Genomic DNA, 23,615 nt, shown 5'->3' with positions numbered 1-23,615 from the left:
GTCGAGACCGTCCGGCCCAAGGGATCCCGCTTGCGACTCCCCAACTCCCGATCCCCTGCCTGGGTGCTGGCGGAGACGGCGACCGCTGCCGTCTTCTCCCTCCTGTCGATGCTCGTGATCGGCCGCGTCATCGGGCCGGAGGCGGCCGGCACCGGGATGATCGCCATCGCGGCCTTCGCCCTGCTCGACCTGCCGGGCGCCACTTTGTTCACCGACGCGCTGATCCAGAGCCGCCGGCCCGAACGGCGCCACATCGCCAGCGCGCTTACCGTTGCCTTCCTGGTGGGCGCGGCAGCCGGCGCCGTGCTCGCGCTGGCCGCCCCCCTGCTCGCGCGCTGGTCCGGGGCGCCTGGCGTCGAGGTCCTGTGCCTCGCCCTCGCGCCCCTGCTTCCCCTATCGGCCTTCGCCGGCGCGACGTCGGGTCTGGTCCTGCGGGAGCATCGGTTCGGGCTGCTGGCCAGCCGCGTCCTGATCGGACAGCCGCTCGCCCTGGCGATCGGCCTCTGGCTGGCGGCCGAGGGGCACGGTGCCTGGGCGATGGTGGGCAACCAGGCGGTGGCCTCGCTCACCAGCTTCCTCCTCATGCTGCTGTTGAGCCGGGTCGCGCTGCGCATCGCCATCGACCGCCGCGCGCTGGCCGATCTCTGGCCGGTCGCGGTGCCGCAGGTGATGGCGGTCGTGGTGCTGGCCGGGCGCTACCGGCTGTTCCTGCTAGCGCTCGGCCTGGCGGCGAACGAGGCCGTGGTGGCGATCAGCCACTTCGCCTTCCGCATGCTGGACGCAGCGCTGATCGTGGTCTGGCAATCGACGGGACGGATCGCGATGCCACGGCTCTGCGCGATGCAGGGCGACCGGGAGCGCATGGCGGAAGCCTTCGGCGACCTGGCCCAGTTGCAGGCCCTGCTCGGCATGCCGATCGCGGCGGGCATCGCGCTGACGGCGCCGTATCTCGTGCAGGCCCTGCTCGGACCTGACTGGGCCGGCGCGGCGCAGGCGGCGCAGATCGTCGGTGCGACGGCGCTGCTCACCTTCGTACATGGCGATACGATCAGCTTGTTCGTCGCCAGGGGGAAGGCGCGCTGGAACCTCTACGTGAACCTCGGAGCCATGTCGGTGGCTCTCTCGGCCCTGATCCTCCTCCAGCCCGGCACGCCGACCATGGCGGCGCTTGCCTGGGCGTCGCAGAGCCTGGTGCTGCCACCGCTGCTGACCTGGCTCGCGCTGCGCGAGGTCGGACGGCCGCTTGGCTGGCTGCTCCGCCGGATCGCGCCGGCGATCGTCGCCACGACCGGCATGGCCGCGACGGTGCTGGCCTTCGAGGCGTTGGTACAGCTTCCCGCGGGACCGGAACTGCTGGCGTCCACGGCGATCGGCGCGGCTGTCTATGTCGCGCTCGCCTGGATCATGCTCGGCGGCAGGCTGCCCCGCGCGCTGCTGCCGCAGCCAGCGCCGGCCGCCGCTTGATCGTCGCCATCCCCAGGAGGCGCCGGCCTCAGAGCAGGGCGATGCGCGGCAGCGGGAGCGCCAGCCGGACGTCGCGGTCGGCCTCCGCCTCGGTGTCCTCGGGCCGCGGGCGGGGGCCGGACCAGCCGAGCAGCAGCAGGACATCCGGACGTGCCTCGCGTAGCGCCGATGGCGGCAGCACGGGGATCCGGCTGGCCGGCAGCAGCAGGCCGTGCCGGCCCGGAAGCGGGTCGACGACGCAGGGCAGCAAGTCCGGCCCGATGCCACAATAGGACAGCAGTCGGTCCGCTCCTGGCGGCGCCCCGAAGCCGAGCACGCGCCGGCCGGCCGCCCGCAGTCCGATCAGGAAGTCGAGCAGCGCGCATTTCGCGTCCGCGACCTCTGCCGCGAAGCGCTGCCGGCGCGCCGCGCGATGCAGGCCGGCGCGCAGTTCCGCCTCGCGCCAGTCGGCGACGGCTGCCGTGACGGGCCTGGCGTGATCCTCGAGGTGGCGGACGAAGACCCGCAGCGCGGGCTCCTCGCCGACAGCATCCTCCAGGTCGAACACCGCCAGGCGGTGCTCGGCGAGCAGCATCTCGAGGGTCGCGAGAGAGAAGTAGGACCGGCGCTCGAGGCTGATCGCATCGAGGCGACACTCGTCCACCAGGCGGAGCAGGTTCGGAACCTCCGCCACCAGCGTTCCGCCCGGCGCGAGCAGGATGCGCCACCCGGCAGCAAGGTCGTGCGGATCAGGCGCCTCGGCCAGCGCGCGGCGCGCGCAGATCAGCGCGGGGGCATGCCCGACGCCACGCAGGCGCCGCGCGAGCCCGCTGCCGAAGACCGCGCCGCCGCGGCCACGCGCCTGAGCATCGCCCGCAAGGGCGAGAACGGCGGCGCCGGATGCGGCAAGGCCGGCGGCAAGCGCCTCCTCATCCGCGCCGTGCACGATGGCCTCCGTCTCGGCGCCGAGCCCGAGCCGCTCCACGAGCCGCGCGGCCAGTTGGCGGCCGCCACAGGCGGGTCGGGAGCGCATCTCGCACGTCCCCGCACTCGCGCCGTCGTGTTCGCCAAGCTGCACGAGCCCGCATTCGGCACAGGCGAGCACCTGCAGCGGATGCAGCACGACGGGCGACGCCGCACCGATCTGGACAGCGGCATCGCCCGCGGGCGAAAGGCCGAGATCCAGGACCGCCTCGGTCACCGGCGCGCCGCAAACGCGGCAGGCCGGTGCACGCCACGCATGACTCGACGGCGGCAGGGCGGCGTGGGCCAAGCCAGCGACGCGCATCTCGCTCAGCCGCACAAGAGGGACGGAGCCCCGGCCAGGACGGGTGCGTCGCAACCCCGCGTGATCCGTGCCGCCATCCGCCACAGCTCCTGGCCCGTTGTTCCTCACCCGTGATGGGCAGAACGGCAGAAGGAGCGGCAGGCGGAGGGGGACGGTTTCCCGTCTCACGCAGATGCGATGGCGAAGTGCGGCGTAACGGCCGACCGCACCCTGTCGAGCGCCGCACCATGCGGGCAGGATGCCGCGTCGCCAGCCATTCCACGCCGTGACGCGGCGGCGGCAACCATCACGGGGAGGCGGCGTTCGCGGGATGCAACAAGGCGCGGACACGACACACGGCATGCACGCGCGGTCCCCCGTGCCCGGCATCCTCGAGCCTGACACAATCGGCCCGGCCGATCCCCGCGCGGGGACGACGCAGGTCGACCGCCAGGCGCGTCGCGCAACGGGCCTCGCCCTGCCACAGGGTCTGCAGGTGATCGGCGCCGCTCCGTCACCGCGCCCTGGCGACATCATCGCCCTGATCGTCGCGCGGGAGGAGGCGCTCCGGCTGCCGGATGCGCTGGCCGCGGCGCGCGCCCTCGGCGTGCACCGCGCGATCGTCATCGACAATGGCTCCGACGACGGGACGCGCGAGATCGCGGCTGCAGCCGGCGCCCATGTGATCCTGGCGGAAGAGGACTACGCCGCTTCGAATTTCGGCGTGACATGGACCAATGCGGTGCTGGACGCCTGCGCGCGGGGGCACTGGGTCCTGGTGATCGATGCGGACGAGCAGCTTGTCTTCCCCGGCAGCGACCGCGTCGGGCTGCCGGCACTCACCGCCCATCTCGACGCGCTGGGCAGCGAGGCGCTGCGCACGGTCATGCTGGACTGCTTCCCAGCCGGGCCGCTGGCCGAATGCGGCTATCGCGGCGGGATGAAGCTCAGCGAGGTCGCGGCGATGTTCGAGCCGCCGCGGCTGCGCAGCGAGGCGATCGGCGACTTCCCCTACCGGCTTGAGTATGGCGGGATCCGGGAGCGGCTGTTCTTCCCGGAGACCGATCCGGCCCGCCCGACCCGATGGATCTGGCAGAGGCTGTTCAACCTGGGCCTCAGGATGCCGAGGCTCCGGCACAGCGACGGCTATCGGCGCCTTGCGCCGCCGCGCTCGCCGACCGTCACGAAGGTGCCGCTGCTGCGCTGGCGCGAGGGGGCGGCGCTGCTCGGCTCGACGCACCGGGTGGCGCCGATGGCGATGGCCGAGGAACAGCCGACCGGCGTGCTGCTTCATTTCAAGTTCCTGCAGGATTTCCATGCGCGTGCGCTGGATGCGGTCCGGCGCGACGCGCATTTCGACGGGTCCCGGGAGTACCGGCGCTACCTGGCCCGGATCCGGGCGGAACCCGGCTTCAGCCTCGCCGGGCCGGAGTCGCGGCGCTACGAGGGACCGGAGCAACTCGCGCGGCTCGGCCTCATGCGCGACACGCCGGCCTGGCGGGCGGCGCGCAGAGAGGGATGAACGCGGCCGCGGACATCGTATAGTGGGCGTGACCCTGTCGCGCGCCGGAGTCGCCATGCCGCTGCATCTCGTCATTCATCGCCCCCCGTCGCCGGGCACCGAGGGCGAGGCCTGTCGGGCCGCGCTGCGCGAAGCGGTCTGGGAGGTCGCGGAATCGCACTGGGCGCCGGGCGACGAGGCGGTGCTGGTGTCGAGCGACCTGTCCTCGGACTATCTGCTGTCGCATTTCCGCCGGTCGCTCGCGCGGCGCGGCTTCGATGATCCGGGCATGCTCATCGTGGCGGCCACCTCCCACATCGCCATGCATGGCCTGCCAAGGGAGGCACAGGACTGGATCGCCGCCGTCCCGCAGGACGAGGACGCCTGAACCGGCTAGCCGGCCTCGGCCGAGGCCGCGGATAGGCTGCGGGCTCGGTGCCACGCGAGCCCAGGCTCAGTCGTCGAGGATCGCCACGGCACGGGTGAAGCCCGCCGAGCCGCCCTTGATCTTGAAGGGGAAGCAGGCGACTTGGAAGCCGGTCGGCGGCAGTTGGTCGAGGTTCGCCAGCTTCTCGATGTGGCAATAGGCGCGGACCATGCCCGCGCGGTGGCCTTCCCAGATCAGCCCCGCATCCCTGGTTTCGGCGTAGCGCCGGGCGGTGTGCAGGAAGGGCGCGTCCCAGGACCAGGCATCGGTGCCGCAGACCTTCACGCCGCGCTCGGTCAGCCACAGCGTTGCCTCGCGCCCCATGCCGCAGCCGCGCGCGAGATAGTCGGGCTGGCCGTAGCGGGCGCCAGCCGCGGTGTTCACCAGCACGATGTCGAAGGGCTGAAGCGTGACGCCGATGCGTGCGAGCTCCGCCTCGACCTCCGCCGCCGTCGCGACATGGCCGTCCTCGAGATGCCGGAAGTCGAGCTTCACGCCACGGCCGAAGCACCATTCCAGCGGGACCTCGTCGATCGTCCAGGCGGGCTTCCCGTTATCCATCGTCGAATGGAAGTGGTACGGCGCGTCGAGATGCGTACCCGTGTGGGTGGTGAGGTTCAGCCGCTCGATCGCCCAGCCTTCGCCGCCCGGCAGGTCCTCGACACGCAGGCCCGGGAAGAAGCGCGCCATGTCGGGCGCGCTCTGGCGGTGGTCGATATAGGTGATCTCCGGCGTGTGGCCCGGCGGGTCGGAGGCGATGCCGGCCTCCAGCGCGACGGAGAGATCGAGGATCCGACGCGGCATCTCAGGTGACCAACGCGGTGGCGAGCCAGGGCACGAACGCGATCAGGAGCAGCGCCGCGCCCATCACCGCGACATAGGGCAGCGCACCGGCGAAGATCGTCTCGATGCCCACCTTGGGGTCGTTCAGTGTCGCTTTGACCGTGAAGACCGAGATGCCGAAGGGCGGCGTCAGCAGGCCCATCTCGACGGCGATGATCGTGATGATGCCGAAGTGGATCAGATCGAAGCCCATCCCGGCCGCGATCGGCGCACCGATCGGCACCATGATCAGCAGGATCGAGGTGCTGTCGAGGATCATGCCCATCAGCAGGACGACGATCACGAAGACGAGCAGGAAGCCGTAAGGGCCGAGGCCGAGATGCTCCACCATGTCGCCGATCGCCTGCGGCACGCCGGCCATGGAGAGCATGCGGGAATAGAGGCCGGCTGCGATGAGCAGGAACAGGATCGCCGCGGATACCAGGCCTGTCTCGCGCAGCACGCGCCAGAACTTCGGACCGTCGAGCCGCCGGCGCAGCAGCGCCAGAACCAGTGCGCCGGCCGCGCCGACCGCGCCCGCTTCGGTAGGAGTGAAGAAGCCGCTGTAGAGGCCGCCCAGGATCAGCACGACCAGGGCCAGGATCGGCAGCGACTTCACGGCCATCTCGCCGGCCGGCATCGGGCGCTGGCTGAGCTCTGGCTGCACCGCGCGGACCATGATGCGCGAAGGGAAGAAGGCGGCCGAGACCCAGATCATCAGGGCGAAGCCGAACGCGATGATGAGACCCGGGATCACCCCGGCCACGAACATCTTGCCGATCGAGACCTCCGCCAGCACGCCATAGACGATCATCAGCAGCGAGGGCGGTATCAGCATGCCGAGGATCGAGGATCCGGCGACGGTGCCGGCCGCGAAGCGCATGCTGTAGCCGTGTCGGACCATCTCGGGCACCGCGACCTTGGTGAAGACGGCGGCCGAGGCGATGGAGACGCCCGTGACCGCGGCAAAGACGGCGTTAGCACCGACAGTTGCCATGCCGAGGCCGCCGCGTATGCGCCGCAACAGGGCCTGCGCGACCTCGAAGGTGTCCTTGCCGATGTCCGATATGCTGACCAGCAATCCCATCAGGACGAAGAGGGGAATGGTCGCGAAGATGTAGTCCTGGATGCCCGAATAGGTCGCCATGGCGGTGAAGCGGAAGGCGAGGTCAGGGTTGTCGCGGATCAGCCAGACGCCGACCGCGGCGGTGGAGATCAGCGAGAGTCCGATCGGCAGGCCGAGCACGATCAGCGTCACCATCGCGCCGATCAGCAGGAAGCCGATGGTCGTGTCTTCCATCGATCAGCTCCGCGCCGGCCGCAGCGCGCGGCGCAGCTCGACGAACAGAAGCGCCGCATAGGCGAGAGCGCCCGCCGCGCCGCCAAGCACGATCAGCGCGCGGAACGGCCAGGTCGGTACGGTGAAGAGGCCCTGCACGCCGAAGAACTCGCGCGCCGCCATGGAATTCCAGAGCCCCGGCCAGGCGGCTTGGGCGATGAAGGCCATGATGACGGCACCGAGCAGCATGAAGGCCACCTCGATCGTGCGGCCCAGGCCGGGCGCGGCGCGATGGATGCGCTCGATCAGGAAGTCGGCGCGCGTCATGCGGCGGCTGTAGACGGTGGCGCCGAGCTGGAGGAACACGATGCCGACGACGGAATGCGCGGCGATCTCAGCGACGCCGGTGATCGGCGCGTTGAGGAAGGAGCGCCCGATCACGTCGGCGCAGATCAGGCACATCAGCCCGAAGGTCCAGATCGTGCCGATCGCGGCAAGCAGGTCGAGCAGCAGCCGCACCGGGTCGAAGCCCTGTCGCGCGGCGGCCGCGTCGAGCGCCGCCATGTCGATGTCGTCGGCCATGGCGGCGCAGACCCTTACGAGGTCAGTTCGCGATCCCAGTTGCGACCCGGCGTCTGCCCGGCTGCGCGGATCGCGCCAAAATAGGCGTTCAGCACGTCGCGCGAGGCAGGGCCCGAGGATTGCGCCCAGGTCTGCGCCAGGTTGGGCAGGCCGCGGATCCAACGCTCGCGCTCGGCCGCCGGCAGGGTCGTCACCTGCGCGCCGCGCGCCACCATCTCGCGCTTCGCCGTCGCGATGCGATCGGAGACGTCGGTGATGTGCGCTGCGGTCGAGGCGCGGCCAGCTGCGACGCAGGCGCGGCGCATCACCTCCGGCCAGCGCTCGAAGCGCTGGCGGTTGGCGGCGATGCCGCCGACATACATGGCGCCGACGTCGCATTCGGTGATGAAGCGCGCCACCTCATAGACCCGCGTCGGCAGGATGCCGACATAGAAGGACAGCGCGCCTTCCGAGACGCCGGTCTGGATGTCCGTGTAGTAGGTGGTGAGCGCGCCATCGACCGGCGTCGCACCCGTGCCCTGCAGCCAGTTCGCCGAGGTGCCGGGCGCCGAGATCTTCCGGCTGCGCAGGTCGTCCAGCGTGCGGATCGGGAAGTTCGACCAGATGTGGTAGGTATCTGTGATGTAGGAGCTGAGCGGGACCATGTTCAGCCCGCTCCAGTTCTGGCGGATCGCCGGAACGTTCTCGTTCATCCGCTCGAAAGCGTTGGCGATCAGGCCATGGTCGCCGGTCGCGAAGGGCGTGAAATAGGTGACGTTCTGGAGGGGCATGGTGCTGCCCTCCCACAGCGTGCCGACATAGCCGATGTCGGTGATGTTGTCGCGCACCGCCTCCATCGTGTCCTGGAAGCGATAGAGCGTGCCGCCATAGGCCTCACGCCAGTTGACGCGATGCGTGTTCCCGTTGTCGCGGAGGAACTTGTCCACCTCCGGCTGGAACACGTTCTTCATGATGTGGATCCAGAAATTCGCCACCGGGTGGCTCGCCGCGATGGTGATGTTCAGTGCCGACTGCGCGACGGCGGTGTGGGCGGCGAAGAGCGGCAGCGCGGCGGAGCCGGCGAGCAGATGGCGACGGCGGATGCTCATGGACGTGGTCTCCCTCATGTCGTTCTAGATGCGGCCGAGCGCGGCCAGGATGCGCGCCGGGGTGAAGGGCTGTTCGGTGACCCGCGCGCCGAGCGGACGGAGCGCGTCGTTGATCGCGTTCATCAGCGCCGCCGGCGCTCCGGCGGTGCCGGCCTCGCCCGCGCCCTTGGCGCCGAGCAGACTCTCGTTCGTCGGCGTCTCGACGTGACCGACATGCATCTCCGGCATCTCGGCCGACATGGGCACCAGGTAGTCGGCCATGGTGGTGGTCAGCAGGTTGCCCTGCTCGTCATAGACGCAGTGCTCGTACAGCGCGCCGCCGAGGCCCTGCACTATGCCGCCGCGCACCTGCTCGTCCACCAGCAGCGGGTTGATCACGCGGCCGCAATCCTCGACGCACCAATGCTCGAGCAGCTTCACTATCCCCGTCTCGACATCAACCTCGACCCAGCTCGCCTGGATGCCGTTGGTGAAGGCGAATGGATACTCCTTGGTGATGAAGTGCCGCGTCTGCACCAGCTCGCGCGCCAGGTCCTTGGGCAGCGTGTCGCCGCGGAAATAGACGATGCGCCCCAGCTCGCCTAGCGGCATCCGGGCGCGCCCGGTCTCCCGCTCCACCACCTCGCCCATGACGATGTCGAGAGAGCCGGGTGCGGCCTGCAGCATGGTGCCGGCCACCTGCAGGATCTGCTGCTTCAGCGCAATCGCAGACTGCAGCGCGGCCTCACCGCCGATGCCGGCGCCGCGGCAGGCCCATGTGCCGCCGCCATAGGGGGTCGTCTGGGTGTCGCCAGTGATGACCTTCACGCGCTCGACCGGCACGCCGACACCATGCGCGACGATCTGGCGCAGGATACCGTCGGTCCCCTGCCCTTGTTCGGTCACGCCGGACAGCACCACCACCGACCCGTCGGGATCCATGCGCACCGTCGCGCCGTCCTGCGCCGAGATACGTGCGCCGCCGATCCCGTACATGAAGGGCGAGGGGTTGGTGAGCTCGATGAAGCTCGCGAAGCCGAGGCCGCGATGGACGCCGCGCCTGCGCTGCTCCGCCTGGTCGGCGCGGATGCGCTCGACCGGCACCATCTCCAGCAGCTTGGCGAGCGCGGCGTGGTGCGACAGCCCCTCGAAGCGCATGCCGGGCGGCGAGGTGTAGGGATAGGCGTCGTCGCGGATCAGGTTGCGGCGCCGGATCTCGATCGGGTCCATCCCCAGCGCCTCGGCCGCGAGGTCGACCAGGCCTTCCGTCACCGCGGTCGCGATCGGATGGCCGACGGCGCGGTACTGGCAGGTCGGCGTCTTGTTCTGGAAGACGACCGTGGTGGTGCAGCGATAGTTCGCGAAGTCGTAGGGCCCGCCGCACAGGTTCACCACCTGGTTGCCCTCGATGGCGCTGGTGCGGGGATAGACGGAATAGGGCCCGATCCCGGTGCGGTCGTCGATGTCGAAGCCGAGGATCTTTCCCTCCGCATCCACGGCGATGCGACCCTTGATGCGGTGGTCGCGCGCGTGGATGTCGGAGACGAAGCTTTCGAAGCGGTCGGCGACGAACTTCACGGGGCGCCCCATGATCCTCGCCATGGCGGCGACGGCGACCTCGTCCGGATAGACATGCACCTTGATGCCGAAGGACCCGCCGACATCCTTGCAGATGACGCGGACCGCGCCCTCTTCCATCCGCAGCTGCTTCGCGAAGACGCCCTGCATCATGTGCGGCGCCTGCGTCGAATGGTGCACGGTCAGCGTGCCCTCGGCGCGGTTGTAGTCGGCCAGGATGCTGCGCGCCTCCAGCGTCACGCCGGTGTGCCGGCCGGTGACGAAGGTGGCTTCGACCACCTTGTGGGCGGAGGCGAAGGCGGCCGCCACGTCGCCCTTCTCGGCGGTGCGGGTGAAGACGAGGTTGTCGCCGAGCGCGGGATGGATCACCACCGCGCCGGGGTCGAGTGCGGTTTCCATGTCGAGCTGGGCCGCGAGCGGCTCCCACTCCACCGCCAGCGCCGCGACGCCGTCCTCCGCGGCCGCACGGCTGTCCGCGACGACGGCGACGACCGGCTCGCCCTGCCAGGTCGCGCGCTCGAGCGGCAGCGGATACTGCGGCGCGGACTTCATGCCCTTGAGATGCTCGAGCGTCGCGACCCATGGGTCGCAGACCTTGGCGAGGTCGGCGCCGGTGAAGACGCGCACCACGCCCGGCACCTTCGCCGCAGCGGCGGTGTCGATGGCGACGATCCGCGCATGGGCATGCGGCGAGCGCAGGAAGGCGGCGTGCACCAGCCGCGGCACCGCCACGTCATCCGTGTACGTCGCGCGCCCCTGCACCAGCTTCGGCACGTTGGGGCGCGGGACGGAGCGGCCGATATAGGAGTTCGGCAGGTCCTCGCGCGAGAGACCGATGGAGGCCGGCGTCGGCATGTCGTTCATCGCACGCCCTCCTTACGGGCCGTCAGCGTGCTCTCCACCGCATCCACGATCGCCTGGTAGCCGGTGCAGCGGCAGTAATTGCCGGAGAGATGCTCGCGGATCTCGGCGCGGGTCGCATCCGGATGGTGGCGCAGGATGTCTGCGGCCGCCATCACCATGCCGGGCGTGCAGAAGCCGCATTGCGCGGCGTTGCGGGCCACGAAGGCGTCCTGCAGGTCGGCGACCTCGCCGCTGTCGGACAGCCCCTCGATCGTCGTCACCTCGGCGCCGTCGAGGCTGGCGGCGAGGACGAGGCAGCCGCGCACGATCTCGCCGTCCACGCGCACCGTGCAGGCGCCGCAGACGCCGTGCTCGCAGCCGGCATGGCTGCCGGTGAGGCCGAGGTCTAGGCGGAGAAAATCGATCAGGTGGCGGCGCGCCTCGACGAGGCGCGTCACGCGCTCGCCGTTCACGGTCAGGGTGATATCGTGGCGGGTGCTCACGAGGCGGCCTCCGCGGCAGGCAGGAAGCGGGACAGGGCGCGCGCGGTCAGCACGCGGGCAAGGTGGCGCTTCATCTCGGGCGGCCCGTGCAGGTCGGATGGCGGATCGATATCGCGGGCGAGCGCCGCCTGCGCGGCCGCGATCGCGCCCGCGTCGAGCGCCTTGCCCTCCAGCGCCGCAGAGGCACCCGCGGCCAGCACCGGCCCGTTGCCGACGCCGAAATAGACGAGGCGCGGCGCTGAGACGCGGCCATCGGCGCCGAGCGAGAGCGACGCAGCCAGCCCGGCCATCGCATAATCGCCCGATCGGCGCGCGACCTCGACGATCGCGCTGCGTGAGGCAGGGGTCGCGGCCGGCACCTCGACGGCGGCGATCAGCTCGTCCGGCTTCAAGGCGGTCTCGAGCAGGCCGGTGAAGAACTCGCGCGCGGCGACGCGCCGTTCGCCGGCCGGCGAGGCCAGCACCAGCGTCGCATCGAGCGCGACGACGCAGGCCGGCAGCTCGGCCGCCGGATCGGCATAGGCGAGGCTGCCGCCGATCGTGCCGCGGTTGCGGATGGCAGGATGCGCGATGTAGGGGACCGCCTCGGCCAACAGCGGCGCGTGCCGCGCGACGAGCGGGTCGCGGCCCAGTTCGGCGTGACGGGTCAGCGCCCCGATGCGCAACGTCGAGCCCTGCACTGTCACGCCGCGCAGCGCCTCGATGCGCGTGATGTCCACCAGGACGGAGGGCTCGGACAGCCGGAAGGCCAGCGTCGCGAGCAGGGTCTGCCCGCCGGCGACGAGGCGCGCGCCCTCGCCATGCTCCGCACGCAAGCGCCACACATCCTGCAGCGTCGAGGCCCGCTCATAGGCGAAGGCCGGCCACTTCATGGACGTCGTTCCCTTGTCGCGTCGCCACGCGGCGGCGCCGTTTCCTTGTTGATCATCTGATCAGCAAATCATATCCCTCTGTCAAGCAGCCCGTTCCACAAGGGCGCTTCATGCAGGGAGGATGGCGTGGACGGCATGGCGCGTCCGCGAAGGCTGGAGCCGGAAGCGCGGCGCGAGCAGATCATCGAGGCGGCGATCGGCACCTTCGCCGAGGTCGGTTTCGGCGCCACCACGCGTGACCTCGCGCAGCGCGCAGGCATCACGCAGGCCCTGCTCTACCGCTACTTCGCCAGCAAGTCGGATCTCGCCGAGACGGTGTTCGAGCGCGTCTTCCTGGGCCGCTTGTCGCCGCACTGGATCGCCGAGCTGCGGGACCGGCGGGTGCCGCTGCATGGCCGGCTCTGCCGCTTCTACCGCCAATACACGGCGGCGATCTTCACCTATGAATGGCTGCGCATCTTCATGTGGGCAGGCCTCGCGGGCGAGGCCCTGAACCGCCGCTACCTCGGCCATGTCGAGGATCGGCTGCTGGCGCCGATGCGCGACGAGATCGCCGCCGAGCCCGGCATCGCGGCACCCGATATGGAGGCGATGTGGGCGCTGCACGGCGGCATCGTCTATATCGGCATCCGCCGCCACATCTACGGGCTGGAGACGCCTGCCGAGCCGGGCCCGGCGATCGAGGCGACCGTCGCGCGCTTCCTCGCCGGGCTGGCCGCACCGCTCAGCGGCGCAGCCGCTCCGCCCAGTCGCGCAGCGCGGCCAGCTGCTGGGCGATCAGCTCGCGCGTCTTCTCGTCGGTGAGCCGCCCCTCCGCATCGAAGCGCGTCGCGGACTGGCCAATCATCACCTCCGGCTTGTTCAGCACATGCCCGTTGAGGAAGACGAACACCTTGCGCAGGTCGTATTGCGCGCGCGCGGTGCCGAGCAGGCCGCCCGACGCGCCCATGATCGCCACCGGCTTGCCGTCGAAGGGCTGGTCCGGCGCGCGCGACGCCCAGTCGATCGCATTCTTGAGCACGCCGGGGACCGAGTAGTTGTATTCGGGTGTCGCGATCAGGATCGCGTCGGCCGCCTTGATGGCGGCGCGGAAGGCCGCGACGGCAGGCGGAAACCCGGAGCCCGCGCGCTGGTCGTCGTCATAGGGCGGGATGTCGCGCAGCCCCTCGTAGATCGTCACCTCGACGCCGGCCGGCGCAAGCTCGGCCGCGGCGCGCAGCGCGGCGGTGTTGAAGGACGCCTTCCGCAGGCTGCCCGAGATGGCGAGGATCCTCATCGTCGTCTCCGTTGTCGGTGTCACGCGGGCCAGCCCAGCGCCTCGCCGCGCAGCCAGGCGGCACCGGCGCGGTAGAGAGCCTCGACCCGCTCGCCCTTCAGTCCGGGCATGTCGCGCTTCACGTCGTAGCCGATCTGCGTCTGCAGGTAGGCGAGATGCCGGTAGCCCTCCGGGAAGCGCGCGAGCAGATCACGGTCCAGCTCCAGTCGCGCCGCCGGATCAACCGGGTCCATGCGGTCCTTCTCGTAGATCGGCTGACGCATGACGATGCCGAGGCGCCCGTCGCGCTCCTCGATGAAATCGTAGAAGCGGCCGGTGCAGACCACGTCCACCAGCACGCCATGCACCTCGGCGCGTTGGCTGATCGTCATCTTGGTCTGGGCGATGGCGCGGCGCCCCGCCACGTCCACGCTGATGCCGCCGAGGAAGTGCAAGATGGAGACGCCCTTCGCCCAGCCGGCCTGGCTCGCCGCGATGAACTGCGCGGCCGGCGCCTGGCACCAGGTGGCCATCATGAAGCCGTCCTCGTGCCAGCACGTCCGGAAGCGCTCCCAGTCGCCGGCATCGCGCCAGACGGCCCAGTTCTGCACGAGCTCCGCCACGCGCTGGCGCTGGAGCATGGCGGCGTCGGACATGCGGGGAACCTCCCTGGGTCGCGGCGCCGGGTAGAGCGCGGCGCGGACGCGGTCAATCCGGCCGCTTGAATGCGGGCGGAGCCCATGCGAAGGCCCGTGGACGGAGGAAACCACGCATGATGCCCGCCCTGCCCCGCCGCGCGCTGCTCGGCGCTGCCGCGCTCCTGCCCCTTGGCGCGCAGGCGCAGCCCGCCCGCCGCGCCTGGCCCGACCGGCCGATCCGCTTCCTGCAGGGCTTCGCGCCGGGCGGCGCGACGGACATCATCGCGCGCACCATCGCACCCGCCATGGCGGCCGAGTTCGGCCACCCGGTGGTGGTGGAGAACCGGCCGGGCGCGGGCGGCACGCTGGCGGCGGAAGCGCTGGCCCGCGCGCCGAAGGACGGCCACACGCTGATGCTGATCAACAACGGCTTCGCCGTCTCCGCTGCGCTCTACCGCCGCCTGCCCTACGACCCGGTCGCGGATGTCGAGCCGGTCTCGATGGTCTGTTCCGTCGCGCTCGTGCTGCTGGCCGGCCCCGCCGGCACGCCCGATGCGATCGCCAACTTCGCCGAGCTGCGCCGCCGCGCGCTGGCGGCGCCGGAACGCCTGAACGTCGCGACCGTCGGCGTCGGCAGCACGCAGCACCTGGTGGCGGAGGCGGTGCAGGCCGCGGGCAATTTCCGCCTGACGCATTTTCCCTACCGCGGCACACCCGCGGCGCTGATCGGGCTGCGCAACGCGGAGGTGCAGCTGGTGGTGGAGCCGGTCTCCGCCGTGCTCGGCCAGATCCGGGACGGCGGCGCACGGCCGCTCGCCGTCACCTCGCGCGAGCGCTCGCCGCTGCTGCCCGACGTGCCGACGGTCGCCGAGCTGCTCGGCCAGCCCGATTTCGACATCCAGACCTGGTATACCGTAGCCGCGCCCGCCGGAACGCCGGAGGAGGTGCTGCAGCGCATCGACGAGGTCACGCGCCAGGTCGTCGCGCAGCCAGAGATGCGGGCGCGGCTGCTCGAGCTCGGCGTGGCGCCGCGCAGCTTCGCCACGCGCGCCGAACTCCGCGCCATGGTGCATGGCGAGATCGGCCGCTGGACCCGCGTGGTCGCCGCCGCGCGGATCGAGCAGCAGTAGCGACCTCAGCCGGCCGCCATCGGCGGCTGGCGCCGGTGCCAGTCGGTCGCCTGCTGGAAGGCGTGCGCGGCGCACAGGACCAGCGCATCGGCGAAGGCCGGACCGCCGATCTGCATGCCCGTCGGCAGCCCGCCCGCGCCGAAGCCGGTCGGCAGCGACAGAGCCGGCCCGCCGGTGACGTTGAAGGGCGAGGTGAGCGAGCCGAGTTCCAGCACGCCCCAGCGCGACACCGCGCCGATCTCCGGCGCCTCGCTCGGCTGCGCGACGGACACGAGCACGTCGTGGTCGCGGAAGGCCTGCTCCATCGCGGCGCAAAGCGCGCGTCGACGGCGCTGCGCGTTCAGATAGGCTTCGCTGCCGATCGCGGCGCCGAGCACAACGCGCTCGCGGAACAGCGCGCCATACTGGGCGAAGCGCGTGCGCAGCCAGGGCGCGTGGATCGCGTGCGCCTCCGCGAGCATGATGGTGGCGCCGACGGCATGCCAGTCGGCCAAGGGCGGCAGCGTGACGTCCCGCACCTCCGCACCGAGGCCGCGGAAGACGTTGAGCGCGGCTTCGAGATTCGCCAGCACGCCGGGGCTCGCGCGGTTGTCCCGCTCGTGGAAGTGCCGCACAACGCCGATGCGCAGGCCCTTGACGCCACCTCCGAGCGTCCCGGCCACGCCCGCGGCATCGCGGCCCGCGCTGGCCGGATCCTCCGGATCCGCGCCAGCCATCGCCTCCAGCAGCAGCGCGCAATCCTCCGCGCTGCGTGCCATCGGCCCGACATGATCGAGCGACTGGGCGAGCGGGAAGACGCCGCTGCGGCCGACCAGCCCATAGGTCGGCTTCAGCCCGGTGATGCCGCAGAAATGCGCCGGCGAGCGGATGGAGCCGAGCGTGTCGGAGCCAGTCGCGGCGAGCACCAGCCCGGCCGCAATCGCCGCCGCCGATCCGCTGCTCGAGCCGCCGGTGAAGCGCGCCGTGTCCCAAGGATTGCGCGCCGGCGGCCAGGGCAGGTCGAAGGACGGGCCGCCGAGCGCGAACTCATGCGTCGTCAGCTTGCCGAGCAGCACCGTGCCGGCCTCCGCCAGCCGCGCCGCCGCATGCGCGTCGCGCGCCGGCACCTGGCCCTGCATCACGCGCGAGCAGGATGTCGTCGCGATGCCGGCGGTGCCCACGATGTCCTTGTGCGCAAAGGGAATGCCGTCGAGGGGCCCGCGCGCCTCACCGCGTCCGATCCTGGCTTCCGCCGCGCGCGCATCGGCCAGGGCGCGCTCCTCCGTCACCGCGACGAAGGCGTGCAACTGGGTGTCGAGCCGCGCGATGCGGGCAAGGCACTCTTTCGCCAGTTCGACCGGCGAGAGGCTACGCGCACGGAAGGCGGACGCCGCCTCGGCGATGCTCATCGGCATCATCGCGGAGCCTCCGGGCGAAAGACGGTAGCCGGCTCGGCCTCCGGTGCGGGTGGGGCGAGGCGCGCCAGCATCGTCTGCAGCAGCGCATGCGCGTGGCCGAGATCGGCCAGCGTCCCGGCCGGCAGGTCGTAGCCCGCGCGTCGGAGGATCTCCGCCACGGGCGGTTGCGGCTGGTCGGGCATGACACCTCCTCGTCTCGCGGCGCCGAGGCTAGGACGGAGACGGCCGGATTGCGAAGCCGCCCCCCTTGGCGTCGCCGCTGCAGCCTGGGAGAAGGCCCCATCGAGGGAGGGCCCCATGCGCGCAGCCTGGTACGAGCGGAACGGTCCGGCACGGGAGGTGCTGGTCGTGGGCGAGATGCCGACGCCGACACCGGCAGCGGGCGAGGTTCTGGTGCGGCTTGCCACCTCCGGCGTGAACCCTTCGGACTGGAAGACGCGGTCCGGCACGCGGCCGATGGCGGCGCCCCGCGTCATCCCGCACAGCGACGGCGCCGGCGTGATCGACGCCGTGGGGCCCGGCGTGGACCACGGCCGCATCGGTCAGCGCGTCTGGATCTGGAACGGCCAGTGGAAGCGCGCCTTCGGCACGGCGGCGACCCACATCGCCGTGCCGACGGAGCAGGCCGTGCGCCTGCCCGACACGACATCCTTCGAAGCGGGCGCCTGTCTCGGCATCCCGGCGCTGACCGCCTGGCGCGCGGTGCAGACCGATGGCGGCGTCGCGGGGCAGACGGTGCTGGTGGCGGGCGGCGCGGGCGCCGTCGGGCATTACGCGATCCAGATGGCGAAGCTGCTGGGCGCGGCGCGGGTGATCGCAACGGTCAGCTCCGCGGCCAAGACGGCGCATGCGCGGGCCGCGGGCGCCGACGAGGTGATCGACTACCGCGCCGAGAACGTCGTCGAACGCGTGCGCGACCTGACGTCGGGACGCGGCGTGGACCGGGTGGTCGAGGTGGACCTCGCCGCCAACGCCGCGCTGCTGCCGCAGATCGTCGCCCGCGACGGGTTCTGCGCCTGCTACGGCTCCGGCAAGGCCGAGATGTCGCTGCCCTTCGGGCCGATGATCCTGTCCGGCGCGGCGATCCGCTTCTTCATCGTCTACGAGCTTCCCCCGGCAGCCCGCGAGGCAGGCGTGGCGCAGGTCAATGCGTGGCTGGAGGCCGGCGCGCTGCAGCATGCGATCGGCCGCGTGCTCCCCCTCGCCGACATCGTCGCCGCGCATGAGGCGGTCGAGGCCGGCGCGGTGATGGGCAACGTCGTGCTGGACTGCACGGGCTGATCAGCGGGCGGGCGCGCCAGGATCGAGATCGGCGCGCTCGACCACGCCATGGGCGCCGTGGTGCAGGACGATCCGCCGCGCGGCGCGCAGCGCGGCCGGGTCGATCGGTTCCGCCCGCAGCTCGGCGACGAGTTGCGCATCCGTCGGCTCCGGCGCCGCGCGACGCCGGTCGGCGCCGGCGAAGCGCCGACGGTCCAGCATGGCACGTGCCGCCACGAAGACGGTGCCGAGCACGGCGACGGCAGCGCAGCCGAGCACGATCTCGATCATCCGCCGCGGCGACTCCGGCGGCTCGACCGGCAGCAGCTCGTGGACGAAGGGAGGCAGCCAGAACACCCCGATCGCTGCGACCAGCAGGTAGAGCCAGCCGCACCAGACCAGCATGGTGAGCAGGAGATCGCGCAGCATCGCTGCGCGGCGACGCGCGCCCGACCGCAGGATGAGCGGTGCGACGAAGGGCGCCTCCCCCGTCGGCGGGGGCATGAAGGAGGGCTCGGGCGGCATCGTCGTCATCGGAAGCCGCGATCCGGGCTGACCCATCGCGCGCGCTGGCCGCTGCGCCGCGCGAGCGCACGGGGGAAGCCCACGATGGCGGCGCCGGCCGACAGCAGCCAGAACGCCACGGGATACCAGATCACCCAGAACAGCGCCCGCCAGCTGCCCGACCCCGGCGGCTCGTAGCGGCGGTCGATCGCCAGGCTCGTCCAGAACTGGACCAGGCAAGCGACCGACAGCAGCATGCCCCAGATCGAGAGCAGTTCCGGCACGGGCTGGAAGGACGCCGGCAGCAGGCCCGCGAGGCCGAGCAGCGCCAGGGCGGTCGCCAGCACCATCGCATAGCACCAGACGAGCGTGATGAAGTACTCGCCCACCACGCCCCACATCCGGCGATCGGTCCAGGTGAGCAGGTCCGGCGCGTAGCGGAGGAAGCTCTGCGCCCCCCCCGTGGCCCATCGCACCCGCTGCTTCCACAGGCCCCGGAGCGTCTCCGGCATCAGGATGTAGGCCAGCGCGTTGGGCTCGTAATGCACCGTCCAGCGGCGGCGCTGCAGCTTCCAGGTGACGTCGACATCCTCCGTCAGATTGTCGTCGGTCCACCATCCCACATCCTGCAGCGCGGCCTTGCGGAAGGCGACGACGACGCCCGAGACTGTGAAGACGCGCCCGTCCACCCGCTGCGTGCGCTTGATGAGCCCGATCGTGGCGGAGAACTCGCCCACCTGCAGCAGCCCGAGCAGCGAGGACCGGTTGCGGATGCGCGGATTGCCGGTGACCGCGCCGAGCCGCGGCCGGTCGGCGAAGCGGTGGACCAGCCAGGCGACGCAATGCGGATGGAGGATCGCGTCGCCGTCGACGCAGACCAGCACCTCGCCCCGCGCCGCAAGCGCGCCGGCGCGCAGCGCCATCGCCTTGCCCTGGTTGCGCGCGAGATGGACGACGCGCAGGCGGGGAATTTCCGCCATCAGCCGGTCCAGCACCTCGGCCGTGCGGTCGCGCGAGCCGTCGTTGATCGCGATGACCTCGAGCGCCGGATAGGCCTGCGCCGCAAGCGCGCGGATCGTCTCCTCCGCGTTGTCCTCCTCGTTGAAGCAGGGCACCAAGACGCTGACGGTCACTGGCGACGGCCCGAGGTCGGGCAGCGTGTCCCAGCGCGGCGCCCGGCGCTCGTGCAGCCAGTAGAAGGCCAGGCCGCCGGTCAGCCAGACGAACATCATGAAGAGCGGCCAGATGCCGACGAAGGCCATCAGCGCGAGGAAGAGAAAGGCCGGGATGTCCATGCCGCCCGCTCAGCGCCGAAACGGGAAGCTTGCCGCGCCGATCACGTCGGCGACCGTCGCGGCGTCCGGATGGTTGCGCAGGAAGTCGTCCGGGTACCAGCCCATGTGCCAGGCCCCGAGGCGCTGCAGGAGCCGGAGTTGGGCGCGCAGCGTCGCAGCCGGCACCGGGCGGGCCGGGCGGCTGCGCCAGTCGGTCGCCTGCAGCTCGAACACCGTCTTCTCCATTGCGCCCGGATGCGCCGCGACGGCGGCGTGCAGCCGGCGGAGCCAGGCCTCCGGGTCGCGCGCACCCTCCATCAACGGCATCGCCATCACCGCCGTGCGGTCATAGGCGGCGAGGAAGGCCGGCAGGGACTGCGCGAACCAGGCCTCGCTCTCCGGCTGCAGGACAGGGAGCGCGAACATGTTGCGCGCGGTCCGCAGCGGCACGCGCCAGCGCAGCGCGCGCATGTGCAGCTCGCGGGTCAGGTCCACGAGCGTCCGCGTCTTGAGCGCCGTCCAGCGCGCGAGCAGCGCGGCATCCGCACGGATGGCCGCGATGTCGGCCGGCAGCCCCGCCTCGCGCAGCGCGGCACGTCCCGCCGGGCTGGCATCCTCGAAGTCGGACAGCACCGCGTCGTCGTGGAACAGCAGGCCAGCCATGGGCGCATGCTTGGCCAGATCCTCGTAGATCTCTCCGATGCGCGCGCGGATGCGCGGATCGAAGGGCGAGAGGCGCCGCGGCCAGTCCGGATGCGCGGCGCCGGTGTCGGACCGCACCACCACCTCGGACGGATCGCGGGGCGGGAAGGCGAGAACCGGCATCCAGGCATAGACCTCGACACCGGCGCGGGAGGAGAGCTGCCAGGAGACGCGGTTGAACAGGTCGGCGCGCATCGGCAGATGGCGGTTCGGGAAATACAGCGCCTCCGCCGCGCCGTCCCCGTCCGGATCGGCGAAGGCCTGGAGATAGACGGCGCTGGGCCCGAGCCGGGCGACGCGCTCCACCAGCGCGTCCAGGTTGCGCTCCTGCTGCGCGGCGTCGGCATCGTAGACATGGTCGAGGTCGACATGCAGCACGCGCTCGCGCCCGGTCTCCTCGAAGCGCAGCCGCCGCGCCAGGTCGGGCACGTTCGGGTCGTTCATCAGCAGGAGCCGGCCGATGCTCTCCAGCCGGTCGAGCCGCCCCAGCTCCGGATCGAGCGTCAGCGCGACGGGCATGCCGAGCCGACGCGCGATCGCCACCGCCTCGCCATTCGTGCGGCCATAGGGCCAGACCATGCTGCGCGGCGCCCGTCCGAGGCGTGCGCGCATGATCTGCACGCAGCGGGCGAGATCGGACTCGACCCGTCGCGTCCAGGCGGCATCGGTCTCGTAGCTCCCCGTCGCGCGGTCGAAGATGCGCGTGGGCAGCGCGGGCTGCACGTTGCCCTGCGGATTGGCGGGCACGCCGCGATGCAGGTCGTGGGTGTGGGCGGCGAATTCGCACAGCCCGCTCGCCTGCATCTCCCGCGCCTGGGCCCAGCTCATCAGCGCGCCGCGCGGCGTCGGCACGTCGCCATAGGCGAAGGTGCCGCCCGGCGGCACCTCCATCCAGGAGGTGACGAGGGCGAAGATCCCCGGCCAGCCGAAGGCGCGCAGCACGGGGAAGACGCGCGCGTGGAAGTCGTCGTACCCGTCGTCGAAGGTCAGCAGCGCCGCCTTCTCCGGCAGGGCACGGCGCCCGTCGCGTGCAGCGAGCAGGTCATCGAGCGACACCGCCGTCCAGCCATTCGCGCGCATCCAGGAAAGGTGCTGGACGAACTGGCTTTCCGAGATCGAGTAGTGCGGCCCGCGGCCGTCGAGGCCGACTTCATGGTAGCTCAGCGCCGCGAACCGGCCTGCACCGCGCGGCTGCGCGCCGCCCTGCCCCGGCAGAACGAGCAGCCCGGCGGGCGCGGCCATTAGCGCGCGGCGGGTGAGCGGGAGGACTCGCATCGTCACATCCTCCAGCGCAGCGCCGCGGTGAAGCTCACCGCATCCTTCACCACGCCGTCATAGTCGCGCCGGGTCCAGCCGGCGCCATAGGCGATGTAGGCGGCGTCGCTCAGCGACTGCCGGTTCTCCCAGCGGAGCGCCAGCAGCGGCGACCAGCCGAAATCCTCCTGCCAGTAGCCAGCGGCCGTCGCCTGTCCGACCACGACGAGATCGCGCTCGTAGCGCCGCCAAGCGACCCAGCTCAGCTGCGCCGTCACGCCGGTCTCGAGGTCGCGGCGGGGGGCGAAATAGGGTCCACCGGGACGGCTGTTCTCGGTCGCATAGGCATAGGGCGTCAGGTCCAGGCGCCAATCCGGCTGCGACAGCACACGTTCGGTCCAGCGCGCGAAGCCGATCGTGCGGACGTTGTCGTCGGAGAAGCGCAGGACGCGAAGCTGCGCGCCGGCCTCGCGCCGTTCGCTGTCGCGCCAGACCAGCGCCGCCCCGCCGCCGCCGGCCGTGATGCCGTTGCGCAGCGCCCGGAGCGGCGTGTCGAAGGCCAGGGTCTCGCCGGACGCCTCGATCCGCCACTGGTCCGAGAGCCGGAGAACGCCTTCGGCGAGCGCACCACCGCGACTGACGCCGTTGGCATCGTAGGTACCGGCGACGCGCAGCACGAGCGCCGGGATGCGATACTCGAGGCCAAGCAGGCCGCGCGCGATGCTCTCCCGCCCCTCCGGCGTGTCGCCGCGGCGCAGCCCGCTGCCGACGAAAAGCCGCCAGTCATGGGCGATGGGTGGCGAATAGAGGCGTGCGGCCAGCGTGAACTCCGGCTCGGCATTTCCCCGCTCCAGGCCCGACCGGGCCTCGGCCTCCAGCTCCCAGCGGTTGTGCAACGCCCATCGTCGGGCGAGCCGCCGGACGGCCGTGTTCTCCGGATAGTCGCGCGCCAGCGGCAGGATCATCTCCTCCGCCTCGCGCCAAATGCGGAGATCCATCAGCGCCTCGGCGCGCGAGAGGCGCAGCCCGAGCGAGAGCGGCTCGAGCGACAGCGCCGCTTCCGCCTCCTCCAGCGCCGCGCCGGGCAAGCCGCGGGCGCGCCAGATGTCGGCGCGCAGCGTCCGCAGCGTGGTGTTGGCGGGCGCGGCGCGGACCAGCGCTTCGGCGCGTGCCTCGGCGCCCGGCAGGTCGTCCGCAAACAGGCGATGCAGCGCCGCAGCCCAGGCGGTGTCCAGCTTTTGCCAGTCGGCGACCTCCCCGGCTTCGCCGCGCGTCGCGCGGAAGGCCGGCGTCGCCGCGTCCAGGCCGTCGACGAGGGCCTCCGCCTCCGCCCAGCGGCGCTGCTCGACCAGCGCATAGAACAGGCCGAGGCTCGGCTGGACGGCGCCCGGCTCGGCCTCCAGCGCCGCGCGGAAGTCGTGCTCAGCCGCTTCGGGCTGGCGCAGCGTCAGGCGCGCGTCGCCGATCGCACCCCGCACATAGCCCGGCAGCGGCGCCTCGGCCGCCAGCGCCTCGGCCTCCGCGATCACCTCGGCCATGCGTCGGCGGTCCCGCAACGCGATCAACCGGTCGAGACGCGCGGTGCGCCGGGCCGAGGCTGCCTCCGGCCTGCCTTCCCAGGCTGCGATCGCGGCATCGAGCGCGGCCAAGGCGCGGTCGGTTGCGGCGAAGCGATGGGTCGGATCTTCGGGCGGCAAGGCAGGGCTGACGGCGCCCCAGCGGACCAGGAAGGCCGCAGCCCCGCCTTCAAGCCGGGCGATCACAGCCGCATCCACCAGGCCGGGATGGCGCCGCGCATCTTCCAGGGCCAGCGCGGGCGCGCCGGCCTGTTCCAGCGCGAGGATGCGCAGGCGTCGCGCGGCGCGATCACCCGGCGCGTGCGCGAGGCGCCGTTCGGCGATGGCGAGCGCGTCGAAGGGGCGGCGCGCCTCCAGCGCGGCGAAGTCCGGATCCGACGCCTGCGGGGCGCCGGCGAGCGCGCGCTCGACCTCGCGGGTCGCGTCCTCTCCCAGCAGCG

General features: G+C 71.8%; 22 protein-coding genes. 6 read left to right on the top strand and 16 right to left on the bottom strand.

Annotated features, from left to right (window positions below; translation table 11 throughout):
* Positions 1-30: 30 nt before the first annotated feature.
* A complete protein-coding gene (locus tag L2I40_RS00525) occupies positions 31-1,464 on the top strand; it encodes an oligosaccharide flippase family protein (RefSeq protein ID WP_237212896.1) in 1,434 nt (477 codons plus the stop codon).
* 28 nt (positions 1,465-1,492) lie between these two features.
* Here L2I40_RS00525 and L2I40_RS00520 read toward each other — a convergent pair whose 3' ends face one another.
* Positions 1,493-2,731, bottom strand: coding sequence for a methyltransferase C-terminal domain-containing protein (locus L2I40_RS00520; protein WP_272910915.1), 1,239 nt, complete (start codon positions 2,729-2,731; stop codon positions 1,493-1,495).
* A 340-nt stretch (positions 2,732-3,071) separates the two neighbouring features.
* Between L2I40_RS00520 and L2I40_RS00515 the strand changes: the two genes are divergently transcribed.
* Both L2I40_RS00515 and L2I40_RS00510 read left to right on the top strand, forming a co-directional pair.
* A complete protein-coding gene (locus L2I40_RS00515) occupies positions 3,072-4,232 on the top strand; it encodes a glycosyltransferase family 2 protein (RefSeq protein WP_237212894.1) in 1,161 nt (386 codons plus the stop codon).
* A gap of 28 nt (positions 4,233-4,260) precedes the next feature.
* Complete coding sequence (locus L2I40_RS00510) at positions 4,261-4,599, top strand: hypothetical protein (RefSeq protein WP_237212893.1); 339 nt, start codon at positions 4,261-4,263, stop codon at positions 4,597-4,599.
* A gap of 66 nt (positions 4,600-4,665) precedes the next feature.
* Here L2I40_RS00510 and L2I40_RS00505 read toward each other — a convergent pair whose 3' ends face one another.
* Genes L2I40_RS00505 through L2I40_RS00475 form a run of 7 tightly spaced genes read right to left on the bottom strand, consistent with a single transcriptional unit; the run spans position 4,666 to position 12,184 of the window.
* The gene (locus tag L2I40_RS00505) at positions 4,666-5,442 is read right to left on the bottom strand and encodes a cyclase family protein (RefSeq protein ID WP_237212892.1); all 777 of its coding nucleotides are present in this window, start codon (positions 5,440-5,442) and stop codon (positions 4,666-4,668) included.
* Position 5,443: 1 nt separating this feature from the next.
* Positions 5,444-6,760: a TRAP transporter large permease gene (locus L2I40_RS00500; RefSeq protein WP_237212891.1), complete on the bottom strand. Its 1,317-nt coding sequence runs from the start codon at positions 6,758-6,760 to the stop codon at positions 5,444-5,446.
* A gap of 3 nt (positions 6,761-6,763) precedes the next feature.
* Entirely contained in the window at positions 6,764-7,321 is a 558-nt protein-coding gene (locus L2I40_RS00495) for a TRAP transporter small permease subunit (protein ID WP_237212890.1), read from the bottom strand.
* Between the two features lie 14 nt (positions 7,322-7,335).
* A complete protein-coding gene (locus L2I40_RS00490) occupies positions 7,336-8,409 on the bottom strand; it encodes a C4-dicarboxylate TRAP transporter substrate-binding protein (protein ID WP_237212889.1) in 1,074 nt (357 codons plus the stop codon).
* A 24-nt stretch (positions 8,410-8,433) separates the two neighbouring features.
* The gene (locus L2I40_RS00485; protein ID WP_237212888.1) at positions 8,434-10,830 is read right to left on the bottom strand and encodes a xanthine dehydrogenase family protein molybdopterin-binding subunit; all 2,397 of its coding nucleotides are present in this window, start codon (positions 10,828-10,830) and stop codon (positions 8,434-8,436) included.
* Positions 10,827-11,312, bottom strand: a complete 486-nt coding sequence (locus tag L2I40_RS00480) for a (2Fe-2S)-binding protein (RefSeq protein WP_237212887.1) — start codon at positions 11,310-11,312, stop codon at positions 10,827-10,829. The genes L2I40_RS00485 and L2I40_RS00480 overlap by 4 nt, the downstream gene beginning before the upstream one ends.
* Positions 11,309-12,184 carry an FAD binding domain-containing protein gene (locus L2I40_RS00475; RefSeq protein ID WP_237212886.1) on the bottom strand — a complete coding sequence of 292 codons (876 nt, stop codon included), beginning with the start codon at positions 12,182-12,184 and terminating at the stop codon, positions 11,309-11,311. Before L2I40_RS00475 ends, L2I40_RS00480 begins: the two co-directional genes overlap by 4 nt.
* 135 nt (positions 12,185-12,319) lie before the next feature.
* Here L2I40_RS00475 and L2I40_RS00470 point away from each other — a divergent pair, with 135 nt between their 5' ends.
* Positions 12,320-12,988 (top strand): TetR/AcrR family transcriptional regulator, encoded by a 669-nt coding sequence (locus tag L2I40_RS00470; protein ID WP_237212885.1) that lies wholly within the window; start codon positions 12,320-12,322, stop codon positions 12,986-12,988.
* Here the strand turns inward: L2I40_RS00470 and L2I40_RS00465 are convergent.
* Both L2I40_RS00465 and L2I40_RS00460 read right to left on the bottom strand, forming a co-directional pair.
* Positions 12,909-13,460: an NADPH-dependent FMN reductase gene (locus L2I40_RS00465; RefSeq protein WP_237212884.1), complete on the bottom strand. Its 552-nt coding sequence runs from the start codon at positions 13,458-13,460 to the stop codon at positions 12,909-12,911. The genes L2I40_RS00470 and L2I40_RS00465 overlap by 80 nt on opposite strands.
* Before the next feature lie 20 nt (positions 13,461-13,480).
* Entirely contained in the window at positions 13,481-14,095 is a 615-nt protein-coding gene (locus L2I40_RS00460; RefSeq protein ID WP_237212883.1) for a nuclear transport factor 2 family protein, read from the bottom strand.
* Positions 14,096-14,211: 116 nt separating this feature from the next.
* Here L2I40_RS00460 and L2I40_RS00455 point away from each other — a divergent pair, with 116 nt between their 5' ends.
* Positions 14,212-15,207, top strand: coding sequence for a tripartite tricarboxylate transporter substrate-binding protein (locus tag L2I40_RS00455; RefSeq protein ID WP_237212882.1), 996 nt, complete (start codon positions 14,212-14,214; stop codon positions 15,205-15,207).
* A 5-nt stretch (positions 15,208-15,212) separates the two neighbouring features.
* Here the strand turns inward: L2I40_RS00455 and L2I40_RS00450 are convergent, their stop codons facing one another.
* Both L2I40_RS00450 and L2I40_RS00445 read right to left on the bottom strand, forming a co-directional pair.
* Positions 15,213-16,604, bottom strand: coding sequence for an amidase (locus L2I40_RS00450; RefSeq protein ID WP_237212881.1), 1,392 nt, complete (start codon positions 16,602-16,604; stop codon positions 15,213-15,215).
* Positions 16,601-16,786, bottom strand: coding sequence for a hypothetical protein (locus L2I40_RS00445; RefSeq protein WP_237212880.1), 186 nt, complete (start codon positions 16,784-16,786; stop codon positions 16,601-16,603). The genes L2I40_RS00450 and L2I40_RS00445 overlap by 4 nt, the downstream gene beginning before the upstream one ends.
* 115 nt (positions 16,787-16,901) lie before the next feature.
* Between L2I40_RS00445 and L2I40_RS00440 the strand changes: the two genes are divergently transcribed.
* Positions 16,902-17,885, top strand: a complete 984-nt coding sequence (locus tag L2I40_RS00440; RefSeq protein WP_237212879.1) for an NADPH:quinone reductase — start codon at positions 16,902-16,904, stop codon at positions 17,883-17,885.
* Here the strand turns inward: L2I40_RS00440 and pgaD are convergent, their stop codons facing one another.
* The 4 genes from pgaD to pgaA form a co-directional block, all read right to left on the bottom strand.
* Positions 17,886-18,398 (bottom strand): poly-beta-1,6-N-acetyl-D-glucosamine biosynthesis protein PgaD, encoded by a 513-nt coding sequence (gene pgaD / locus L2I40_RS00435; protein WP_237212878.1) that lies wholly within the window; start codon positions 18,396-18,398, stop codon positions 17,886-17,888.
* Positions 18,395-19,663, bottom strand: coding sequence for a poly-beta-1,6-N-acetyl-D-glucosamine synthase (gene pgaC, locus L2I40_RS00430; protein ID WP_237212877.1), 1,269 nt, complete (start codon positions 19,661-19,663; stop codon positions 18,395-18,397). Before pgaC ends, pgaD begins: the two co-directional genes overlap by 4 nt.
* Positions 19,664-19,672: 9 nt before the next feature.
* Positions 19,673-21,619, bottom strand: a complete 1,947-nt coding sequence (gene pgaB / locus L2I40_RS00425) for a poly-beta-1,6-N-acetyl-D-glucosamine N-deacetylase PgaB (RefSeq protein ID WP_237212876.1) — start codon at positions 21,617-21,619, stop codon at positions 19,673-19,675.
* Positions 21,620-21,621: 2 nt separating this feature from the next.
* On the bottom strand, positions 21,622-23,615 hold a 1,994-nt coding region (gene pgaA, locus L2I40_RS00420), incomplete at its 5' end, for a poly-beta-1,6 N-acetyl-D-glucosamine export porin PgaA (RefSeq protein WP_237212875.1).

This window comes from Falsiroseomonas oryziterrae, assembly GCF_021864505.1.
Lineage (GTDB): Bacteria > Pseudomonadota > Alphaproteobacteria > Acetobacterales > Acetobacteraceae > Falsiroseomonas > Falsiroseomonas oryziterrae.
Note: the sequence above shows the minus strand (reverse complement) of the source record. Positions and strands in the feature narration are given on the sequence as shown.

Bases quoted from the DNA above. Each gene is read 5' to 3' on its own strand.
- L2I40_RS00520 (WP_272910915.1), bottom strand. From the start codon at position 2,731: ATGCGCGTCGCTGGCTTGGCCCACGCCGCCCTGCCGCCGTCGAGTCAT.
- L2I40_RS00515 (WP_237212894.1), top strand. From the start codon at position 3,072: ATGCACGCGCGGTCCCCCGTGCCCGGCATCCTCGAGCCTGACACAATC.
- L2I40_RS00505 (WP_237212892.1), bottom strand. From the start codon at position 5,442: ATGCCGCGTCGGATCCTCGATCTCTCCGTCGCGCTGGAGGCCGGCATC.
- L2I40_RS00500 (WP_237212891.1), bottom strand. From the start codon at position 6,760: ATGGAAGACACGACCATCGGCTTCCTGCTGATCGGCGCGATGGTGACG.
- L2I40_RS00495 (WP_237212890.1), bottom strand. From the start codon at position 7,321: ATGGCCGACGACATCGACATGGCGGCGCTCGACGCGGCCGCCGCGCGA.
- L2I40_RS00490 (WP_237212889.1), bottom strand. From the start codon at position 8,409: ATGAGCATCCGCCGTCGCCATCTGCTCGCCGGCTCCGCCGCGCTGCCG.
- L2I40_RS00485 (WP_237212888.1), bottom strand. From the start codon at position 10,830: ATGAACGACATGCCGACGCCGGCCTCCATCGGTCTCTCGCGCGAGGAC.
- L2I40_RS00475 (WP_237212886.1), bottom strand. From the start codon at position 12,184: ATGAAGTGGCCGGCCTTCGCCTATGAGCGGGCCTCGACGCTGCAGGAT.
- L2I40_RS00470 (WP_237212885.1), top strand. From the start codon at position 12,320: ATGGCGCGTCCGCGAAGGCTGGAGCCGGAAGCGCGGCGCGAGCAGATC.
- L2I40_RS00465 (WP_237212884.1), bottom strand. From the start codon at position 13,460: ATGAGGATCCTCGCCATCTCGGGCAGCCTGCGGAAGGCGTCCTTCAAC.
- L2I40_RS00460 (WP_237212883.1), bottom strand. From the start codon at position 14,095: ATGTCCGACGCCGCCATGCTCCAGCGCCAGCGCGTGGCGGAGCTCGTG.
- L2I40_RS00455 (WP_237212882.1), top strand. From the start codon at position 14,212: ATGATGCCCGCCCTGCCCCGCCGCGCGCTGCTCGGCGCTGCCGCGCTC.
- L2I40_RS00450 (WP_237212881.1), bottom strand. From the start codon at position 16,604: ATGATGCCGATGAGCATCGCCGAGGCGGCGTCCGCCTTCCGTGCGCGT.
- L2I40_RS00445 (WP_237212880.1), bottom strand. From the start codon at position 16,786: ATGCCCGACCAGCCGCAACCGCCCGTGGCGGAGATCCTCCGACGCGCG.
- L2I40_RS00440 (WP_237212879.1), top strand. From the start codon at position 16,902: ATGCGCGCAGCCTGGTACGAGCGGAACGGTCCGGCACGGGAGGTGCTG.
- pgaD (WP_237212878.1), bottom strand. From the start codon at position 18,398: ATGACGACGATGCCGCCCGAGCCCTCCTTCATGCCCCCGCCGACGGGG.
- pgaC (WP_237212877.1), bottom strand. From the start codon at position 19,663: ATGGACATCCCGGCCTTTCTCTTCCTCGCGCTGATGGCCTTCGTCGGC.
- pgaB (WP_237212876.1), bottom strand. From the start codon at position 21,619: ATGCGAGTCCTCCCGCTCACCCGCCGCGCGCTAATGGCCGCGCCCGCC.